Source organism: Streptomyces yerevanensis, from assembly GCF_000716805.1.
Taxonomy (GTDB): Bacteria; Actinomycetota; Actinomycetes; order Streptomycetales; family Streptomycetaceae; genus Streptomyces; species Streptomyces flaveus.
Genome location: NZ_JNWJ01000057.1, coordinates 1 through 13,315, shown reverse-complemented (window position 1 = coordinate 13,315; position 13,315 = coordinate 1). Strand labels below are relative to the sequence as shown.

At 69.0% G+C, this 13,315-nt stretch carries 10 protein-coding genes and 1 pseudogene; 4 read left to right on the top strand and 7 right to left on the bottom strand.

The window, feature by feature from the left end; translation table 11 throughout:
• Positions 1-35: 35 nt before the first annotated feature.
• From OP79_RS38780 to OP79_RS38750, 7 genes are all read right to left on the bottom strand, one after another.
• Positions 36-1,562, bottom strand: coding sequence for a glycoside hydrolase family 32 protein (locus tag OP79_RS38780; protein ID WP_033327335.1), 1,527 nt, complete (start codon positions 1,560-1,562; stop codon positions 36-38).
• Complete coding sequence (locus OP79_RS38775) at positions 1,559-2,629, bottom strand: ATP-binding cassette domain-containing protein (protein ID WP_033327333.1); 1,071 nt, start codon at positions 2,627-2,629, stop codon at positions 1,559-1,561. Before OP79_RS38775 ends, OP79_RS38780 begins: the two co-directional genes overlap by 4 nt.
• On the bottom strand, positions 2,626-3,591 hold the full coding sequence (locus OP79_RS38770; RefSeq protein WP_033327331.1) for an ABC transporter ATP-binding protein: 966 nt from the start codon (positions 3,589-3,591) through the stop codon (positions 2,626-2,628). Before OP79_RS38770 ends, OP79_RS38775 begins: the two co-directional genes overlap by 4 nt.
• Before the next feature lie 3 nt (positions 3,592-3,594).
• Positions 3,595-4,515 (bottom strand): ABC transporter permease, encoded by a 921-nt coding sequence (locus tag OP79_RS38765; protein WP_033327328.1) that lies wholly within the window; start codon positions 4,513-4,515, stop codon positions 3,595-3,597.
• A 13-nt stretch (positions 4,516-4,528) separates the two neighbouring features.
• Positions 4,529-5,506, bottom strand: a complete 978-nt coding sequence (locus OP79_RS38760; RefSeq protein WP_033327326.1) for an ABC transporter permease — start codon at positions 5,504-5,506, stop codon at positions 4,529-4,531.
• A gap of 99 nt (positions 5,507-5,605) precedes the next feature.
• Complete coding sequence (locus OP79_RS38755; RefSeq protein ID WP_033327324.1) at positions 5,606-7,288, bottom strand: ABC transporter substrate-binding protein; 1,683 nt, start codon at positions 7,286-7,288, stop codon at positions 5,606-5,608.
• Positions 7,289-7,363: 75 nt separating this feature from the next.
• Positions 7,364-8,386 (bottom strand): LacI family DNA-binding transcriptional regulator, encoded by a 1,023-nt coding sequence (locus OP79_RS38750; RefSeq protein WP_033327322.1) that lies wholly within the window; start codon positions 8,384-8,386, stop codon positions 7,364-7,366.
• Between the two features lie 503 nt (positions 8,387-8,889).
• Here OP79_RS38750 and OP79_RS38745 point away from each other — a divergent pair.
• The 4 genes and pseudogenes from OP79_RS38745 to OP79_RS38730 all read left to right on the top strand — a co-directional run.
• Complete coding sequence (locus OP79_RS38745; RefSeq protein WP_033327320.1) at positions 8,890-10,071, top strand: ROK family transcriptional regulator; 1,182 nt, start codon at positions 8,890-8,892, stop codon at positions 10,069-10,071.
• Between the two features lie 350 nt (positions 10,072-10,421).
• Positions 10,422-11,945 carry a sugar ABC transporter ATP-binding protein gene (locus OP79_RS38740; RefSeq protein WP_033327317.1) on the top strand — a complete coding sequence of 508 codons (1,524 nt, stop codon included), beginning with the start codon at positions 10,422-10,424 and terminating at the stop codon, positions 11,943-11,945.
• Positions 11,942-12,973, top strand: a complete 1,032-nt coding sequence (locus tag OP79_RS38735) for an ABC transporter permease (protein ID WP_033327315.1) — start codon at positions 11,942-11,944, stop codon at positions 12,971-12,973. The genes OP79_RS38740 and OP79_RS38735 overlap by 4 nt, the downstream gene beginning before the upstream one ends.
• A 102-nt stretch (positions 12,974-13,075) precedes the next feature.
• Positions 13,076-13,315: pseudogene (locus OP79_RS38730) on the top strand (sugar ABC transporter substrate-binding protein); the annotation flags it as partial.

Genomic DNA, 13,315 nt, shown 5'->3' with positions numbered 1-13,315 from the left:
GTTCACACCCCGGGCCGTGGTCGTGTGTAAGACCGTCACGGCCACAGCGGCCGGGGTCCGTCGGTGAAGGCCGACGCCATCTGCCAGGCGTCGAACCGCTCCAGGATCACGTCGCCGTCGGCGCCGATGCCGACGCCTACGGCCTCGTCGGGGCGGGTGGGGTAGATGCGGGCAGCCAGCGGGCGCCCGTTCGCGAAGATCTCCAGTGCGGAGTGGTCGACGAGGACGCGCAGGTCCACACGGCCGTCGGCGTCCAACGGCAGCTCTCCGTACCGGGGTTCGGTGTCGACCGTCGGGTCGAGGCTGCTGGTCTCGCGGTGCAGGCGGAGGGTGCCGCGCGCTCCGACGTACGCCCTGCTGACCTCCACGACCGTCCGCTCCGCGCCATCCGGTGTCTCGCGGACCACGAGCCGGGCGGTGGCGCCGAGGGCGAGACGCAGGGTCGTCTCGATGTCCAGCTGGTCTCCGCGCACGGCGTGCAGCCGGGTGTACAGCTCGGTCAGCGGGCCCGCCGCCACCTCCACGCGCTCCCGCCGCAGCACGGCCAGTTCCGGCACCGGGGCCTGGTGCAGACGGCCGTCCGCGCCGAGCGTGACGACCCTCGGTACGGACATCGCACCGCACCAGCCGGCCTGCGCGTTCGCCTCGTCGGTCCGGCCTTCCTGGAGCCAGCCGAACATGATGCGGCGGCCGTGCTCGTCGCGGGTGGACTGGGGGGCGTAGAAGTAGCGTCCGCCGTAGTCGAGGCGTTGGAGGGCGGTCGGGGTGAAAGTGTCGCTCTGGTAGCGGCCGGTCCAGTACAGGGGGTGGTGGGTGGTGCCCTCGTCCCAGGCGGAGAAGACGAGTACGTCCGTCCCGCCGAGGCGGAACAGGTCGACGCACTCCCACAGCGTGCCGGTCCAGTCGAGTTCGCCCTGGTTCTGCGAGGCATCGCCGGTCAGCAGGGGGCCGACGTAGCGCCAGCTGCGCAGGTCGTCCGACTCGTACAGGAAGGCCGTTCCGCCGACGCCCCGGATGCCCGAGCCGACCAGCTGTCGCCACACCGCGTCGTCACCGGAGCCCTCCCGCCATACGCAGTGGTCGCGGAAGGCGGTGGTGTCGATGCCCTCGGGCGGGGCGGTGATGACCGGGTTGGCCCGGTCCTTGGTCCAGTACCTCAGGTCTGCCGATCCCCTTGCCACACAAGGGAGTTCACGGTCTCCGTGCCTGCCCGAGTAGACGAGCGTGGGCACTCCGCCGTCGTCGACGAGGACGCCGGACCAGCAGCCGTCGCGGTCGGGGCCGTCGGGGCCGGGGACGAGGGCGACCGGCTCGTCGGTCCAGTGGACGAGGTCGGTGCTGGTGGCGTGGCCCCAGTGGATGCGGTGGTGCGCAGGGGAGAGCGGATTGTACTGGTAGAAGAGGTGGTAGGCGCCGTTCCAGTGGGTCAGGCCGTTGGGGTCGTTGAGCCAGCCGCCGGGTGAGGTGAAGTGGTAGCGGGGGCGGTGGGGGTCGCGTTGGGCGCGCTCGGCCAGCCCCTCGGCGGTGGGAGTGCCGGAGGGGAGGGTGAGGTCGTGGGTCATGCGGCGGTGGTCTCCGCTTTCTCAGTGGCGTCGGTGGTGTCGGTGGCCTCGCCGGTCGGCTGGTCGGTGGCCTTGAGGACGCGGCGGGCGATGTCGGAGGCGGGTGCGCGCAGGTGGCAGCGCACCCAGTGGGGTTGCCCCTCGTTCTCGCCGACGATGTGGCGGACGGGCTCGGTGCGGCTGCACGTGCCGTCGTTGCCGTATGGGCAGGACGTGGGGTTGAGGATCGCCTCGCGGAGCTTGGCGCGCTCGACGGGGTCGTGGCTCCCGGCCCGTTCGGGGTCGGGTACGGCGGACAGCAGCAGGCGGGTGTAGGGGTGGGCGGGGGCGTCCATCACCGCCAACGCGTCGCCGCCCTCGACGAGTTCGCCGGCGAACATGACCATGGTGGTGTCCGCGAGGTAGCGCGCGGAGCCCAGGTCGTGCGTGATGTAGAGCATGGCGATGTCCCGCTCGTCGCGCAGGCGCCGCATCAGGTTGAGCACGCCCACGCGCACCGAGACGTCCAGCATCGAGGTCGGTTCGTCGGCGAGGATCAGCCGGGGCTCCACCGCCAGCGCACGGGCGATCGCGACGCGCTGGCGCTGGCCGCCGGAGAGTTCGTGCGGGTAGGACTGGAGCATGTCCTCGGTCAGGCCGACCGTCGTCAGCAGCTCGCACAGCGCCTCGCGGGTGGCGGGGTGGCCGTGCAGGACCAGGGCGCGGGTGAGGAAGTGCTCGATGCGGTGGACGGGGTTGAGCGAGCCGAAGGGGTCCTGGAACACCATCTGGACCTTGTGGCGGTACGTCCGTGACGCTCGGCGCCGCTCGGTGCGCAGCACATTTTCGCCGTCCAGCAACACCTCACCGGAGGTGGGTTGTTCGAGGCGGGCGAGGCAGCGGGCGATGGTGGACTTGCCGCTACCGGACTCTCCGACCAGGGCGGTGATGCGGCCGGCAGGGAGGTCGAAGGAGACGTCGTTGACGGCGCGGACGCGGCGTCGGGAGAAGACGGTGCCGACTTGGAAGTCCTTGGTCAGGTCCCGTACGGAGAGGAGGGGTGTGGTCGATTTGGTCGGTTCGGTCATCGGGAGGCTCCTTCCGGACTGCGGGCCGTACTACGGGCCACCCAGCGGCCGGGCGCGACCTTGCGCAGGTCGGGGATGTTCATGGAGCAGTCCGAGCGGTCTTCGGGACAGCGGACGTGGAAGCCGCAGCTGTCGGCGGTACGCGGGGCGTCGAAGAGGCCGGTGAGCTGGCGGCGCGGGCCGGTCAGCGGCGGGAAGGCGTTCATCAGCGCCTCGGTGTACGGGTGGAGCGGCCCCGCGAACAGGTCCTTGGCGTCGGCGAGTTCGACGATCCGTCCGCCGTACATCACGCCCATGCGGTCCGACAGCTCGACCATCAGGGACATGTCGTGGGTGATGAAGAGGATGGAGAAGCCCAGCTCGCGCTGAAGGCCGCGGATCTGCGCCATGATCTCCTGCTGCACGACCACGTCGAGCGCGGTGGTCGGTTCGTCCATGATCAGCAGCCTGGGCCTCAGGGCCACGGCCATGGCGATGACGACGCGCTGACGCATGCCGCCAGAGAGCTGGTGCGGGTACGCCTTCAGCCGCCCCGGGTCGATGCCCACCAGCTCCAGCAGCTCGCCCGCCCGCTCCCGCGCCACCCGCTTCTTCATCCGCTCATGCGTGGTGAAGATGTCGACGATCTGCTCGCCGATGGTCAGGACGGGGTTGAGGGAGTTCATCGCCGACTGGAAGACCATGGCGATCTGCCGCCACCGAAAGGCGCGCAACTCCCGTGCGTCCAGGGCGAGGACGTCTCCGCCCTCGAAGCGGATGCTGCCTGCGGTGATCTCGGCCGGGGGCTTCAGCAGGCGCATCACCGCGTTGGCGATGGTCGACTTGCCGCAGCCGGACTCGCCGGCGAGGCCGAAGACCTCTCCGGCGCCGATGGAGAAGGAGACGTCGTCGGCGCCCACGACGGTGCGTCCGTCGCCGCGGTATTCAACGCGGAGGCCATTCACCTCAAGTACGGGTTCCATGGCTCAGCCCCTCCTCTCACGGCGGGCGCGGCGGTTGCGCAGCCGCGGATTGGTGATCTCGTCGACCGCGTAGTTGACCAACGCGAGTGCGAAGGCGACGAGGGCGATGCACAGTCCGGAGGGGACGAAGGCCCACCATGTGCCGGTCATCAACGCGCCGTCGTTGCTGGCCCAGTAGAGATTGGTGCCCCAGCTGACGACGCTGCTGTCGCCGAGGCCGAGGAACTCCAGGCCGGCCTGGGCGCCGATGCCGAAGATCACGCAGCCGAGTAGCGTGGTCATCACCACGGACGCCATGTTGGGCAGGATCTCGCGGAACATGATCCGCAGCGGGCGCTCTCCGGTGACGACGGCGGCGGCCACGAAGTCCTTGCCTCGGATCGACTTGGCCTGTGCGCGCAGTACCCGGGCGGATCCCGCCCAGCCGGTGACGACCAGCACGAGGATGACGGTGGAGGTCCCGGGCGGCAGGAACGCAGCCAGGATGATGAGCAGCGGCAGTCCGGGCAGCAGCAGGAAGACGTTGGTGACCAGGGTCAGCGCGTCGTCCACGATGCGGCCGAAGTAGGCGGACGCGAGGCCGACGAGGATGGCGACCCCGGTCGCCGCGAGCCCCACGGTGAACCCGACGAAGAGGGAGCTGCGCGCGCCCCACAGGGTGAGGGCGAGTACGTCCTGTCCCTTGGCGGTGGTACCGAGCCAGTGGGCGGCCGAAGGGGCCTGGCTTCCCGTGGAGTTGATGAGTGATGGGTCGCCCGGCGCGAGGACGGGAGCGAGCAGGGCGAGGAGCGCGAAGAGGGCGAGCAGGATCAGCCCCGTCAACGCCTTCTTGCTGTCGATGAGTTGGCGCAGCAGTCCGCGGCGGCGGGAAGGGCGCGCGGGGGCTGTCGGCGTGGTGGCCGGCGCGATCTCGATGGCGGTCATGTCGGCAACCTCCTCAGCGGACGCGGACGCGCGGGTCGAGGCGGACGTAGACGAGGTCGACGAGGAAGTTCGCGAACAGCACCGCCGCCGTGAGCGTCAGGAAGATGCCCTGCATCAGCGGGTAGTCCAGGCCCTGGACGGCCATCAGCAGTTGGTAGCCGATGCCGGGGTAGGCGAACACGACCTCGGTGAGCAGCGCGCCGCCGACGACGAAGCCCAGCGCCATGCCGAAGTTGGTGACGGAGGGGAGCAGCGCGTTGCGGGCGGCGTAGCGGAACATGATCCGCGAGGGCCTGAGCCCCTTGGCCTCGGCCATCGTGATGTAGTCCTCGGCCGCCGTGGCGATCATGGTGTTGCGCATGCCGAGCATCCAGCCCCCGATGGAGACCAGCACGATGGTCAGCGCGGGCAGCACCAGGTGGGTGGCGACGTTCGAGAGGAACTCGCCGTTGAAGCCGGGGGTCAGGCCGACGTCGTAGGCGTGCCGCAGCGGAAACCAGCCCAGGGTCACCCCGAACAGGTACAGCGCGCCCATCGCCAGCCAGAAGTACGGGAACGAGCCGATGAAGATCAGCAGGGGCGGGAAGGCGGAGTCGAGGACGCCGCCACGCCGCCAGGCGGCGACGATGCCGAGCAGGTTGCCGGCCACGGCGGCGATGACGAGGGCGACACCGCCGAGCAGCAGGGTCCAGCCGATCTGCGAGCCGATCACGTCGGAGACCGGGGTCGGGAAGCGGGTGATGGAGATGCCGAGGTCGCCGGTGAAGACGCTCTTGACGTAGGAGACGTACTGCTCCCAGAGGGGGCGGTCGTCCAGGCCGAAGAGTTTTCGCAACTGGGCTATCTGGTCGGGCTGCATCGAGCCCTGGGCCTGCGCGAACATCCGGGAGACCGGGTCGCCCGGCATGAAGCGCGGGAGAACGAAGTTCAGGGTGACGGAGGCCCAGAAGGCGAGCAGATAGAACCCCAGGTTGCGCAGGATCAGACGCACGGGTCGTGCTCCCTGTCGGTGGGGGTGAACGGGGATGCGGTGCGCGGGGGCGGCCGCCGGGTCGGGGAGGAGGGCGGCCGCCGGTCCGCGCGGGCGGCGTCAGCCCTTGACGGGCTTCAGCGACGTGAGCACGAGGATCGTGCTGCCGTTGCGGTTGCCGAGGGTGGCGTACGGGTTCTTCTCGGTGGGCCAGCCGGTGAAGCGGGCGTCCGTGTACGCGCCCCACTCGGGGCCGGTGAACAGCGGGACGACGGGAGCGTCCTCGTTGTACAGCTCCTGCAGGTCGTTCATCTGCTCGCGCTGCGCACTCTCGTCCGTGGCGGCGGCGAAGGCGTCGATGAGCTTGTCGGCCTTCTTGTCGCCGAAGCGATGGTAGTTCTCGGTGGCCTGCTTGCCGACCGGCTGCAACATCTTGGTCGACATCACGCCGCGGTAGTACTCGTACGGTGTGGCGCCGTTGTTGCTCCACACGATGCCGCTGTCGAAGGTGCCGGTGTTGTACGACGACTGGACGGCCGACCAGTCGGGCGTCTTCACGGTGGCGGTGATGCCGACCTTCGCGAGGTCCTGCTTGATGATGTTGGCGACCGAGATCCAGTCGGTGGAGGCGGAGCCGACGGAGATGTCGAGCGTGAAGTTCTTGCCGTTCTTGAGCTTCCGCTTGCCGCCGCTCTCCTTGTAGCCGGCCGTGTCGAGGGCCTTCGCCGCCGCGTCGGTGTCGTGCTTGGTCCAGGTGCAGGAAGCGGCGAGGGAGGTGTCGCGCCAGTCGTCGTACGTGCGGGCCAGACCCGTGCAGTCGGCGGGTTCGGCGTAGCCGTTCATCGCGACCTTGGCGATCTGGTCGCGGTCGACGGCCATGCTGAGCGCCTTGCGCACGGCCGGGTCGTCGAAGGGCGCCTTGGTGGTGTTCAGCTGCCAGTTGATCATGGCACCGGCGGGCGGGAACCAGTAGTGGTTGTGCTTCTTGTTCTTGGCGACGAAGGACTTTTCGATGTCCGGGATGAACGACTGCGTCCAGTCCACCTCGCCGTTGGTGAAGGCGACGTTGGCGCTGTCGTTGCCGGAGAAGGCGAGCATCTGGATTCCGGCGATCTGCTGCTTGGCGGGCTGCCAGTAGTCGGGGTTCTTGCGCAGCTCGTACGACTGGGCCTGGAACTTCTCGATCTGGGTGTACGGGCCGGTGCCGACCGGATCGGGGTTGGTGTACTTCGCCGGGTCCTTCACCTTGGACCAGATGTGCTTCGGCAGGATGTAGTGGCTGCCGATCTCGAAGAAGGCGGGCGAGAAGGGCTTACTGAAGGAGAACGTCACCGTCTGGGCGTCGACCGCGGTGACCTTGTCCAGGTAGTCGTAGCCGCCCAGCACCTTCTTCTGGAGATCGAAGGTGTACACGACGTCATCGGCGGTCAGCGGCTTGCCGTCCGACCACTTCACGCCCTCGCGCAGCGTGAAGGTGAGGGACTTGCCGTCCTTGGCCTGCTCCCACTTGGTGGCCAGCCACGGGGTGTCCTTGGAGTCCGCCATGCTGTGGACCACCAGCGGCTCGTAGACGGCCTCTTTGGTCATGGGGGCGGCCTGCGGGGAGAGCGGGTTGAAGTTGCGCGTGAACGTCGCCAGGTCCTCGCGCGGGATGGTGAGTAGCTGATTGCCGGAGGTGTCACCGGCGCCGGAAGCGCCTGAGCCACCCGTACAGGCGGACAGGACGAGGGCTGCGGCGGCGGTCGCGGTGACCGCTCTCAGGACGGCCCGTGGCCGCCGTGAAGGTATGCGGGAGGGTGCCATAATGGAGACTCTTTTCCTCTCTTCAACACACAGGGCGAAGGCGGGGATGGGATTACTCGGCGGGCTGATTAGCGGTCAGACCGACGAGCGTTCGAGCAGCGGGCAGTCGATCGTCACCCGGTGGGTGTCGAGCGGCTGCCCCGCTGCGAGAGCGGCGAGCATGTCGACGCCCTTGGTGCCCATGGCTTCGAAGGGCAGGGCGAGCGTCGTCAGTTTCGGCCGCAGATAGGCGGCGATGAGTTCCTGGTTGTCGAACCCCACCACGGCCACGTCGTGCGGGATGCGCAGCCCACGTTCCTTGATCGCGTCGTACGCGCCCATCGCCATCCGGTCGTTTCCGCAGAACAGCGCGGTCGGCCGGTCGGCGGCAGGGCGGTCCAGCAGTTCGCAGGCGGCGGTGTAGGCGCCGTCGGCGGTGGCCCAGCCGGGGATGACGAGGGAGGAGTCGGGGGTGATCCCGGCCTCGCGCAGGGCACGTTCGTACCCCTCGCGCCTGCCGATGGCGGCCGGGATCGCCGGGTCGAGGTTGATGAACCCGATGCGAGTGTGACCGGCGTCGAGGAGCCGGCGGGTGGCGCGGTGTCCGCCCGACTCCTCGTCGGGCAGGATGCACGGCAACTCCCCTTCCGCGTCATAGCAGTTGACGAGCACCGTCGGCACCTCACGGGCGACTTTCGGCAGAGTGACGGCCCGGTGCCAGGTCGTGGCGTACAGCAGACCCTCCACGCGGTGCTCCAGCATCTGGTCGAGCGCGGCGGCCTCCTGGGCGGGGTCGCCCTCGCTCGCGGCGATCAGCAGGAACCTCCGGTCGCCCCAGGCGCGGCTCTGCGCTCCCGTGATCACCTCGGCCGCGAAGGGGCCGGTCACGATCTCGGTGATCAGCCCGAACCACCCGCTGCGGTTCGCGGCCAGCGCCCGCGCCCCGGCGTTGGGCCGGTAGCCGAGCTCGTCTATCGCCGCCAGGATCCGCCGACGGGTCTCCTCGGGGATGGCGGCACCGGGCTTGTCGTTGAGGACGAAGGAGACCGTGGTCCGCGAGACGCCCGCGTGGCGGGCCACGTCGCTCATGGTCACGCGACGCGTCTTGTTCGTGGCCACTTTCAGTTCCCTTCGGCCGCACGGAGGCGAGACAGCGCCTCCGGTTTCGCGCTTTAATAACGCGCGTTACTTCCGTGTGGCAGGGAAGTTACGTCCGTCTTGAGTGGCATGTCAATACCTGTGCAATGGGCTGTAACTGGCCACCGGCCCGGTGTCGGGCAGCCCTGCGGCCTTCCAGGTGGGGCAAGCAGTCGCCATGGCCCGACCCCGGGCCCCCAGCAGTGTCACCGTCCTCGGCGAGTGTGTCGCCGACGCCCTCATTGACCGTTCCTGCAGGCCGAGCGGGGGTGGGTCCAGTCGTCAGGACTCGCGGCTTGGGGGTGGTCGCCCATCCGGGCTTTGTCCTGTGTGTGGAGAAAGTTGTGCTGGATCGTGCGTAAGTCCTTCCCGCTCCGGAAAATCGCTGCTACGTTCCTCCCCGAAAGCCTGACGGCTCAGCTGACGGAACCAGGCGTCCGGGCCCCCGGCCGTGGGCGAGGGGAGGGGAGGGGTTCGTGAGACGAATGACTGCTCGGCCTGAGAACGCGCATCAGGCGCGGCTGCTTCGTTTACTGCGTGACAACGGGTCCAACTCCCGCGCCCAGCTGGGTGATCTGGTGGACCTGTCCCGTTCGAAGCTGGCTGTCGAGGTGGACCGGCTGCTGGAGACGGGGCTGGTCGTCGCGGACGGGCTTGCCCCCTCGCGGGGCGGCCGGCGTTCGCACAACATCCGGCTCTCGCCGACGCTGCGTTTCCTCGGTGTCGACATCGGTGCCACGTCGGTCGATGTCGCCGTGACGAACGCGGAGTTGGAGGTCCTGGGGCATCTGAACCATCCGATGGATGTCCGGGATGGGCCGGTGGCGGTCTTCGAGCAGGTGCTGTCGATGGCTGCCAAGCTGAACGCCTCCGGTGTCGCGGAGGGCTTCGACGGTGCCGGGATCGGGGTCCCGGGGCCGGTCCGCTTTCCGGAAGGTGTGCCGGTCGCGCCTCCGATCATGCCGGGCTGGGACGGGTTCCCGGTGCGGGAGGCGCTCAGTCAGGAACTGGGTTGTCCGGTCATGGTCGACAACGACGTGAACCTGATGGCGATGGGGGAGCAGCACGCGGGCGTCGCGCGCTCCGTGGGCGACTTCCTGTGCGTCAAGATCGGGACCGGCATCGGCTGCGGCATCGTCGTCGGCGGTGAGGTCTACCGGGGGACGACCGGCAGTGCCGGCGACATCGGTCATATTCAGGTGGAACCGGGAGGTCGCGCGTGTGCGTGTGGCAACCGGGGCTGTCTGGAAGCCCACTTCAGCGGTGCCGCGTTGGCCGGTGACGCGGAGCAGGCCGCGCGTGAGGGCCGGTCGGTACAGCTCGCTGCCCGGCTGGAGACAGCCGGGCGTCTGACGGCCGAGGATGTGTCGGCTGCCGCGGCAGCAGGGGACGCGGTGGCTTTGGAGCTGATTCGGGAGGGCGGGAAGCGTCTGGGGCAGGTCATCGCCGGGCTTGTCAGTTTCTTCAATCCGGGGCTGGTGGTGATCGGCGGCGGTGTGACCGGGCTCGGGCACACGTTGCTGGCCAGTGTTCGGACCCAGGTCTACCGGCAGTCGTTGCCGCTGGCCACGCGCAACCTGCCGATTGTGCTGGGTGAGTTGGGACCGGCCGCAGGAGCCATCGGCGCGACCCGGCTCATCAGCGACCACGTTTTCTCACCGGCCTGACCGCTGCCCGACCCCGCCGGCAACGGACTACCACTCGCGCCACTACAACCAAGCGTCACTGCAACCTCATCGGCGATCCCGCACACCCATTGCGCCCTGGCAACCCCACGGCGCACTCGCAACACCCGTAGAGCCACCGCAACACCCACCGCGCCGCCGTTACCACCGCATGAAGCGTCGGCGGTTGCCACCACTGCATGGTTGCCGGGCCACCAGGCCTGCCCTGCCCTTTCTCAGCCCCTACGCCCCAGCGCACACGACGCCAGGGGCTCTCCAGAGCCGCCCACGTACCTGCACCACCTTGCCCAGTCCTGCCTGCTCACGTCCCGCATCCGCCGAGGGGATTCCTCATGGCATCACCACCACCCCTGCTCACCATGTCCGGTATCACCAAGTCGTTCCCGGGTGTTCGCGCCCTGGACGGTGTGGACCTCGAGGTTCAGGCCGGCAAAGTCCACTGCCTCCTCGGCCAGAACGGCGCCGGCAAGTCCACTTTGATCAAAGTGCTCGCCGGAGCCCACCAGCCCGACAGCGGTGAGATCACTTGGCGGGGTGAGCCCGTGTCCCTGGGGTCGCCGATCGCCGCCATGCGTCTCGGCATCGCCACCATCTACCAGGAACTCGACCTGATCGAGGGGCTGTCTGTCGCGGAGAACGTCTTCCTCGGACACGAACCCACCTCCGCCGGGTTCGTGGTACGCGGCTCAGCCGCCCGTACGGCGACCGCGGAGTTGCTGCAACGTCTTGGGCACTCGGAGATCGACCCTGCGCGGCTCGTCGGTGACCTGTCCGCGGCGCAGCAGCAGATCGTCTCGATGGCCCGCGCCCTGTCCCACGAGGTGCGGTTGATCGTGATGGACGAGCCGTCGGCGGCGCTCGACCCCGAAGAGGTGGACAACCTTTTCAGGATCGTGGGCGATCTGACGGCTGATGGCGTCGCCGTCATCTACATCTCTCACCGTCTTGAGGAGATCCGGCGCATCGGCGACCGGGTCACGGTCCTGAAGGAGGGCCGGTCGGTCGCGGGCGGTCTGCCTGCCAAGTCGACGCCGACCCATGAGGTCGTGGCCCTGATGACCGGGCGGAATGTGGAGTACGTCTTCCCCGAGCGCCCCGGGGCGGAGTTCGCCGCGGGGAGGGAACCGGTGCTGAAGGTCGAAGGGCTGACCCGGCGAGGGGAGTTCGCGCCCGTCGATCTGGAGCTGCGGCCCGGAGAGATCGTCGGTCTGGCGGGGCTCGTCGGGTCCGGGCGCAGCGAGATCCTGGAGACGATCTACGGGGCTCGCAAGCCCGACGGCGGCCGGGTTCTCGTCGACGGCACGCCCCTGCGCCCCGGAAGTGTCCGCGCTGCCGTCCGCGCCGGCATCGGCCTCGCGCCCGAGGAGCGCAAGGCGCAGGGCCTGCTGATGCTGGAGTCCGTCAGCAGCAACGTCTCGGTCTCCACCCTGTCCCGGTTCGCCCGCGCGGGCTGGATCGACCGGCGTGCCGAGCGCGCCGCGGCGCACCAGGCGGTTCGGGAACTGTCCCTGCGGCCCGACAATCCCGATGCCGCGATCAGGACGCTGTCCGGCGGCAACCAGCAGAAGGCGGTGCTCGCGCGCTGGCTGTTGCGAGGCTGCAAGGTCCTGCTGCTGGACGAGCCGACCAGGGGCGTCGACATCGGCGCTCGGGCGGAGCTTTACGCAGTGATTCGCCGGCTGGCCGACGAGGGCCTGGCCGTACTTCTCGTGTCCAGTGAGGTGCCCGAGGTTCTGGGTCTCGCCGACCGGGTGCTGGTGCTCCGTGAAGGCAGCGTCGTGCACACGGCGGACTCCCGGGAGCTCGACGAGCACCGTGTACTTGATCTTGTAATGGAAGGGAGCCCGACGCCATGACGCAGCCGGCCACTGCGGCGCAGAAGGAAGCGCCGACGTCCGCCGCCAAGTCCGCGGGAGACAAGGAGAGTTCGCGCCGACCCGGTCTGCGGTGGGACGTACGCACTCTGTCCCTGCTCGGAGTCCTCGCCGTCCTCGTCGCGGTCGGTGGGATCACCGCACCGGACGAGTTCCTGGCGACGAACAATCTGCAGCTCGTCCTCACCCAGGCGTCGGTGATCGGCGTCGTCACCGTCGGCATGACGTTCGTCATCACCAGCGGCGGGATCGACCTGTCGGTCGGCGCGATCGTGGCGCTCGCCTCGGTGTGGGCGACAACCGTGGCCACGCAGGAGTTCGGCTTCGCGGGCATCCTCTTCACCGCGGTGATCGTCGGTGTGGGCTGCGGTCTCGTGAACGGCGTGCTGATCGCCTACGGCAGGATGGTGCCGTTCATCGCGACGCTGGCCATGCTTGCCTCCGCCCGCGGTCTGGCGCTGCAGATCACGGACGGCAGCACCCAGATCGTGACCGTCGAATCAGTGCTCGATCTCGGTGCCAGGGACGCCTACATCCTCGGCATCCCGCCCCTTGTTCTGATCTTCGCCGCGGTCACCGTCATCGGCTGGCTGCTGCTCAACCGCACCACCTTCGGCCGTCGCACCGTCGCGGTCGGCGGCAACGCGGAAGCGGCACGCCTCGCCGGCATCGACGTCCGCCGCCAGCGCCTGTACCTGTACCTGCTGTCCGGACTGTGCTGCGGTATCGCCGCGTTCATGCTGATCGTGCTCGCCGGCTCGGGTCAGAACACCAACGGCAACCTCTACGAGCTGGACGCCATCGCCGCGGCGATCATCGGCGGCACCCTGCTCAGCGGCGGTCGCGGCACCGTCGTTGGCTCCGTCCTCGGTGTTCTGGTCTTCACCACGATCACCAACATCTTCGCTCTGAACAACCTCGAGACCGCTGTCCAGCAGATCGCGAAGGGCGCCATCATCGTCGCCGCCGTCCTGGTCCAGCGCCGCTCGCTGCACGGCGGCGACACCTGACACCGTGCAGCACACCGCCGGACGGCGGACCCTGACACCGCCGTCCGGCACCCCCACATCCTCCATCTGACGCACACCGCCCAGTCGAAGGGTCGATCCGCCATGGCAAAAACCCCCGCCACCAGCCGCAGAGCACTGCTGTTCGGCACCGCAGCCGTTTCCACCGGCGCGCTGCTGACGGCCTGCACCAGCAATGAGCCCAAGAACCAGGAAAAGGCCGCGGACAACGCCGCCCCGGTCGCGGACGACAAGCCGGGCAAGGCCGTCACCATCGGCTTCGCCGGCCCCCAGGCCGACCACGGCTGGCTGAACGCCATCAACGACAACGCCAAGAACCGGGCC

What these genes read in the sequence shown, in the direction of transcription:
- OP79_RS38780 (WP_033327335.1), bottom strand. Translation starts at nt 1,562, where the DNA reads ATGACCCACGACCTCACCCTCCCCTCCGGCACTCCCACCGCCGAGGGG.
- OP79_RS38775 (WP_033327333.1), bottom strand. Translation starts at nt 2,629, where the DNA reads ATGACCGAACCGACCAAATCGACCACACCCCTCCTCTCCGTACGGGAC.
- OP79_RS38770 (WP_033327331.1), bottom strand. Translation starts at nt 3,591, where the DNA reads ATGGAACCCGTACTTGAGGTGAATGGCCTCCGCGTTGAATACCGCGGC.
- OP79_RS38765 (WP_033327328.1), bottom strand. Translation starts at nt 4,515, where the DNA reads ATGACCGCCATCGAGATCGCGCCGGCCACCACGCCGACAGCCCCCGCG.
- OP79_RS38755 (WP_033327324.1), bottom strand. Translation starts at nt 7,288, where the DNA reads ATGGCACCCTCCCGCATACCTTCACGGCGGCCACGGGCCGTCCTGAGA.
- OP79_RS38745 (WP_033327320.1), top strand. Translation starts at nt 8,890, where the DNA reads ATGACTGCTCGGCCTGAGAACGCGCATCAGGCGCGGCTGCTTCGTTTA.
- OP79_RS38740 (WP_033327317.1), top strand. Translation starts at nt 10,422, where the DNA reads ATGGCATCACCACCACCCCTGCTCACCATGTCCGGTATCACCAAGTCG.
- OP79_RS38735 (WP_033327315.1), top strand. Translation starts at nt 11,942, where the DNA reads ATGACGCAGCCGGCCACTGCGGCGCAGAAGGAAGCGCCGACGTCCGCC.